Source organism: Variovorax sp. P1_H12_2 (genome assembly GCF_056405335.1).
This window is the reverse complement of record NZ_JBFUCI010000420.1, coordinates 1-5,442: the sequence shown is the minus strand read 5'-3', so window position 1 is coordinate 5,442 and position 5,442 is coordinate 1. Positions and strand designations below refer to the sequence as shown.

6 protein-coding genes are annotated in these 5,442 nt (G+C 68.3%); 2 read left to right on the top strand and 4 right to left on the bottom strand.

Annotated features, from left to right (window positions below):
• The 4 genes from AC1D2K_RS28925 to AC1D2K_RS28910 all read right to left on the bottom strand — a co-directional run.
• Positions 1-563 (bottom strand): substrate-binding domain-containing protein (locus AC1D2K_RS28925; RefSeq protein ID WP_478093129.1); only part of this gene is annotated, 563 nt, incomplete at its 3' end.
• Positions 564-748: 185 nt separating this feature from the next.
• Positions 749-1,531, bottom strand: a complete 783-nt coding sequence (locus AC1D2K_RS28920; RefSeq protein ID WP_478093127.1) for a 3-hydroxybutyrate dehydrogenase — start codon at positions 1,529-1,531, stop codon at positions 749-751.
• A 57-nt stretch (positions 1,532-1,588) separates the two neighbouring features.
• A complete protein-coding gene (locus AC1D2K_RS28915; RefSeq protein ID WP_478093125.1) occupies positions 1,589-2,797 on the bottom strand; it encodes a DUF3734 domain-containing protein in 1,209 nt (402 codons plus the stop codon).
• A gap of 59 nt (positions 2,798-2,856) precedes the next feature.
• Positions 2,857-3,306 (bottom strand): CHRD domain-containing protein, encoded by a 450-nt coding sequence (locus AC1D2K_RS28910; RefSeq protein ID WP_478093123.1) that lies wholly within the window; start codon positions 3,304-3,306, stop codon positions 2,857-2,859.
• A 103-nt stretch (positions 3,307-3,409) separates the two neighbouring features.
• Here AC1D2K_RS28910 and AC1D2K_RS28905 point away from each other — a divergent pair, with 103 nt between their 5' ends.
• On the top strand, positions 3,410-3,955 hold the full coding sequence (locus tag AC1D2K_RS28905; RefSeq protein WP_478093121.1) for a DUF924 family protein: 546 nt from the start codon (positions 3,410-3,412) through the stop codon (positions 3,953-3,955).
• An 81-nt stretch (positions 3,956-4,036) separates the two neighbouring features.
• The coding region (locus AC1D2K_RS28900) for a methyl-accepting chemotaxis protein (RefSeq protein WP_478093119.1) at positions 4,037-5,442 on the top strand (1,406 nt) is incomplete at its 3' end.

The following is a 5,442-nucleotide window of genomic DNA, read 5'->3' as shown; positions in this document are numbered from 1 at the left end:
GTGCCGACGCGCTCGCTCAAGATGCGGCGGCTCTTGGGCTTGACCTGTGCCTCGATGCCCAGGTTCTTCAGCAGCTCGGTCTCGTAGTAGGTGCCGCTGGCGCTCGCCGAKTAGGCAATCGAGGGCGCGGCGATCAAGGTGCGCTTGAGCGCCTCGACCGTGCCGATGTCGGGCTTGGGCGCCCCCTTCTTCACCGCGAAGCCGATGGACGAGCGCACCAGGTCGACCTGGCTGCCGGGCACGACCTTGCCCTGCTCGACCAGCGCATCGAGCGCCGGCCGCGCGAGGATCACGACATCGGCCGGCTCGCCGCGGGCCAGCCGGCTCGGAATCGAGTCACCGGCGTTGCCCATCGAGGCGCCGTAGGCGGTCTTTACCGTGTGGCCGCTGGACTTCTCGAAGCCGGGCCGCAGGTCGTTGTAGGCGGCCGTGAAGCCGCCCGACGTCATGACGTGGATGTCGGTGGCAGCAGGCTTGGGGCCGATGCTGCTGCAGCCTGCGAGCGCCAGCGCGGCAGCGACGAGCACGGCGCGCCGGCCGAGAGAAGGAAGGGATGCGGTCATGGGCCTGGTCTCCGAGTCATGCGGGCGCCGGGTGCGCCGTTGCCCACGCTCAGTTTCCCACAGCGCGATCGCGTAACCGTCGGCTCAGCCCGATGCCAGGGATACCGCGGAACCGGCTTTGCCGGGCCGCTGGTATCGCCCCCTTGAGGGGGAGGCGCCGCAGGCGCTTCGGGGGTGTTTCGTCCTCACTGCATGAACCAGCCGTGGCTCACCACCAGCGACTGGCCGGTCAGCGCATTGGTCGGGAAGGCGGCGAACATCAGCGCCACCCGGGCGACGTCGTCGGTGGTGGTGAATTCGCCGTCGACCGTTTCCTTGAGCATCACGTTCTTGATCACCTGCTCCTCGGTGATGCCGAGTGTCCTGGCCTGCTCGGGGATCTGCTTCTCGACCAGCGGCGTGCGAACGAAGCCCGGGCAGATCACGTTGGCGCGCACGTTGTACTTGGCGCCTTCCTTGGCGACGGTCTTGGCCAGCCCGATCAGGCCGTGCTTGGCCGTGACATAAGGCGCCTTCAGCAGCGAGGCCTCCTTGGAATGCACCGAGCCCATGTAGATCACGCTGCCGCCGCGGCCCTGCGCGTACATGTGCTTCAGGCAGGCCTTGGTGGTCAGGAAGGCGCCGTCGAGGTGGATCGCCAGCATCTTCTTCCAGTCGGCGAAGCTGAATTCCTCGACCGGATGCACGATCTGGATGCCGGCATTGCTGATCAGGATGTCGATGCCGCCGAAGGCTTTGGCAGCCTCCTCGACGGCCGCGTCGACCTGCTCCTCGCTGGTGACGTCGACGCCGACGCCGATGGCCTGCGCGCCGCTCGCCTTGAGTTCGGCGGCGGTGGCATCGGCGGCCTGCTTGTTGAGGTCGGCGATCACGATCTTCGCGCCTTCCTGCGCGAAGACGATGGCGATTTCCTTGCCGATCCCGCTGGCCGAGCCGGTGATGAAGGCGACCTTGTCCTTGAGCTGCATGGGTTTTCCTTGGTGTGGCGGAGTTGGGGGATGCGTGCAATCTGCGTGCCGGGCGCGCTACTGGGCAGCGGGAATCTGCGGCAGGTTCAGCGGATGGCGAATGCGCCGGGCATTCGGCTCGGTCAGGTCGAACGTGGTGACCCCGTTCGCCAAAGAAGCGCTCTGGAGCCACTCGGGATGGTCCAGCGTGTTCCGGATGTCGCGCAGCCCGGCCTCCCAGTGCTCGTCGACCGAGGCGCGCGAGAACTCGTAGTCCTTCGAGTCGAGTTCGTAGGGCTTGTCCCGGTAGATCAGGTGCACGATCTCGATCGGTTCGTGGCTCAACTGGGCGCACACGGCCTGCACGCTGGGGTCCTTTCGCAACGGCTCCGGCAGCTTGCCGATCAGGTCGGCGATCGCCTGCTGCAGGTTCATGTTGGAGGCCAGCGCGTCGGTGTTCATGCGGGTGCGGCTCGAGTAGGTGATGTCCTTCTGCCGCTCCATGGTCTCGGCGAGCGTGCGCGGCATTGCGCCGTGGGCACTGAACAGGTCGACCTGCAGCACCATCAGCGGCTCGCTGCGCGGATGCGTGTCCAGCACGTACTGCAGCGGCGTGTTGGAGACGATGCCGCCGTCCCAGTAGTCCTCGCCGTCGATGTGCACCGGTGCGAAGCCCGGCGGCAGCGCGCCGCTGGCCATGATGTGCTCGGGGCCGATGCGCTGGACCGTGTTGTCGAAATAGACCGAGTTGCCGGTGCGGACGTTGACCGCCCCCACGCTGAAGCGGGTTTCGCAATGGTTGATGCGGTCGAAGTCCACCAGCCGCTCGAGCGTCGCCTTGAGCGGCGCGGTGTCGTAGTAGCTCAAGAGCGGCGCCGCGCCGCCGAGCAGCAGCGTCGGGTTGCGGCGCGGCTCGAAGAAGCCGGGAACCCCGAACATCGCGACCGCCGCGGCGCTCCACTGGTTCCATGCGGCCCGGTCGCCGCCCCACCAGCCCGGCAGGCGCTGGGTGGGGCCCGAGGAGACCAGGTCCCAGAACTCGCGCAGCCGCCGGCCCCGCATCGCGGGCGCGTTGCCCGCGATCAGCGCGGCGTTGACGGCGCCGATCGACACGCCGGCCACCCAGTCGAGCGTCTTGTGCTTCTCGAACACGCCCGCATAGACGCCGGCCTGGTAGGCCCCCAGGGCGCCACCGCCCTGCAGCACCAGCGCCTTCCTGGCGGTCGTGATGTCGACCCGCGCAGTGGCGGGTCGGGCGGCGGGGCGAAGCTTCTTGGTGACGGGCATGGCGTCATTTGACACCATCCGCCGCCAGCGCCGCCGCGCTCCGGCGCCTGGGCGCCAGGCTACATCTTCGGCAGCATCTGGCCGCGGATCTCGCCGGCCGGATTGGCCGCCGTATGGATGTTGGCGTACCACTTGCCCGTCATCAGGTCGGCCGCCTGGGCCGGCGTCAGCGTGGCTTGGCCTTCGATCGGGCTGGTTGGCGACGCGAAGGGCAGCACGACGGCGGCGTTCGCCCCGGCGGCCGCCGGACCGTGGAAGTGCGCGGCGGTCGCCGGCCCGCTCAAGCCCTCGTAGGTGATCTTGTACTTGAGCACGTTGGTGTCCTTGTTCAGCCAGGCCTCGGCCATGCCGCTGCCGCGCGTCATGTTGGGCGGCACCTCGCTGGCCGCATTCATGGCACCGCTGAAGCTCGCGGTATTGGACTTCGACATCATCCCGCAGCCCGCCAGGGCCGCGGTCGCGACGCCCGCGACGAGGGCCAGGCGCAAGAGTTTTCCGTATCGTGTCATGGGGGTCTCCATTGGGTTGCGATGCGCTCAGCTTAGGCATGGGCGAGCTCCCGCGATGTCGGCCGCCGCCCCGACTTTCGGGACCGGTGGCATCATCCGGCGCATGACTGCCCTGCCCTGCGCCGCCGATGTCGCCGCCTTCTGGCGCGATGCCGGCCCCCGCCGCTGGTTCGCCAAGAGCGAGGCCTTCGATGCCGACTTCAAGGCCCGCTTCGAGAACGCGCACCACCTCGCCGCCGCCGGTGCGCTCGATCACTGGGCCGCCGATGCCGAAGGCGCACTGGCGCTGCTGGTGCTGCTGGACCAGTTTCCGCGCAACGCCTGGCGCGGCAGCGGCCACATGTTCGCGACCGACGGCAAGGCCCTCGGCATCGCGCAGGCCGCCATCGACGCCGACCTGGACCGGCAGATCGAGCCGGCGCTGCGCCCCTTCTTCTACATGCCCTTCATGCACTCCGAGTCCCTGGCCGACCAGGAGCGTTCGGTGCTGCTGTGCGGCGAACTCGACCCCAACACCCAGCGCTTCGCGGTGCTGCACCGGGACATCGTGGCGCGCTTCGGGCGCTTCCCGCATCGCAACCAGGTCCTGGGGCGCAGCAACACGCCGCCGGAGCAGCAGTTCCTCGACGACGGGGGCTTCGCCGGCTGAACGGGCAGGACGGCCTTCATTTTTCCGCGCAGTTGCCGATATCCCTCTGACAGTCGGACTGTCCGGCAACGAGGAACGCACGTGAAACACTTGAAGATCGGCACCCGCCTGGGATTGGGTTTTGGCATGGTGCTGGCGCTGATGGCGCTGATGACGGCACTCGGCATCTGGCGCCTGCAGGCGGTGACTGCCTCCGCCGAGGAGATCACCAGCCAGCCGCTGGCCAAGGAACGAATGATCAGCGACTGGTACCGGCTGGTCGCGGTCGGTGTGCGCCGGACCACCGCGATCGCCAAGAGCGCCGACCCGTCGCTCGGCCCCTTCTTCGCCGAGGAGGCCGCGAACTCCACCAAGGAGGCGCAGGCACTGCAGAAGCAACTCGAGCCGCTGCTGGTCAGTGACGAGGAAAAGCTGCTGTGGAAGAATTTCCAGGACGTGCGGACGAAGTACCTCGAGGGGCGCGACGCCGTGGTCAAGGCAAAGGCCGAGGGCACGATGGAGGATGCCACCCGGGCGCTGGAGCGCCAGTTCATGCCCACCGCCAAGGTCTACCTGGACAACGTCCAGCAATTGCTCGAGATGCAGCGGCAAACGATCGACGGCACGGTGATCCAGATCGGCGCCGACTACCGGGCCAGCCGCAACCTGCTGCTGGCGCTCGGAGCCCTGGTGCTGGGCCTGGGCGGGCTCTGCGCCTGGTGGCTGGCGATCGGCATCACACGGCCGCTGGGCCGCGCCGTGCGGGTGGCGCAGACGGTGGCCGGCGGCGACCTGACCGGCCGCATCGAGGCCGGCACGCGCGACGAGACCGGGCAATTGCTGCAAGCGCTCAAGGACATGAACGACAGCCTGGTGAAGATCGTGGGCGAAGTGCACCAGGGCACCGACACCATTGCGACCGCCTCGGGCCAGATCGCCACCGGCAACCAGGACCTGTCGTCACGTACCGAAGAGCAGGCCAGTTCGCTGGAAGAGACGGCGGCCTCGATGGAAGAGCTCACGAGCACGGTGAAGCAGAACGCCGACAACGCGCGGCAGGCCAACCAGCTGGCGGTCTCGGCCTCCGAGGTGGCGGTGCGGGGCGGCAGCGTGGTGGGCCAGGTGGTGGACACCATGGGCTCGATCAACGCCTCCTCGCGCAAGATCGTGGACATCATCGGCGTGATCGACGGCATCGCCTTCCAGACCAACATCCTGGCGCTGAACGCGGCGGTGGAAGCCGCGCGCRCCGGCGAGCAGGGCCGGGGCTTCGCGGTGGTGGCGTCGGAAGTGCGCAGCCTGGCGCAGCGCTCGGCGGCGGCGGCCAAGGAGATCAAGACGTTGATCGGGGACTCGGTGGACAAGGTCGAGGAAGGCAGCAAGCAGGTGGCGGAAGCGGGCCGGACGATGGAAGAGATCGTGGACAGCGTGAAGCGCGTGACGGACATCATGGGCGAGATCACGGCGGCGAGCCAGGAGCAGACCTCGGGGATCGAGCAGATCAACCA

What these genes read in the sequence shown, in the direction of transcription:
- AC1D2K_RS28915 (WP_478093125.1), bottom strand. Translation starts at nt 2,797, where the DNA reads ATGCCCGTCACCAAGAAGCTTCGCCCCGCCGCCCGACCCGCCACTGCG.
- AC1D2K_RS28910 (WP_478093123.1), bottom strand. Translation starts at nt 3,306, where the DNA reads ATGACACGATACGGAAAACTCTTGCGCCTGGCCCTCGTCGCGGGCGTC.
- AC1D2K_RS28920 (WP_478093127.1), bottom strand. Translation starts at nt 1,531, where the DNA reads ATGCAGCTCAAGGACAAGGTCGCCTTCATCACCGGCTCGGCCAGCGGG.
- AC1D2K_RS28905 (WP_478093121.1), top strand. Translation starts at nt 3,410, where the DNA reads ATGACTGCCCTGCCCTGCGCCGCCGATGTCGCCGCCTTCTGGCGCGAT.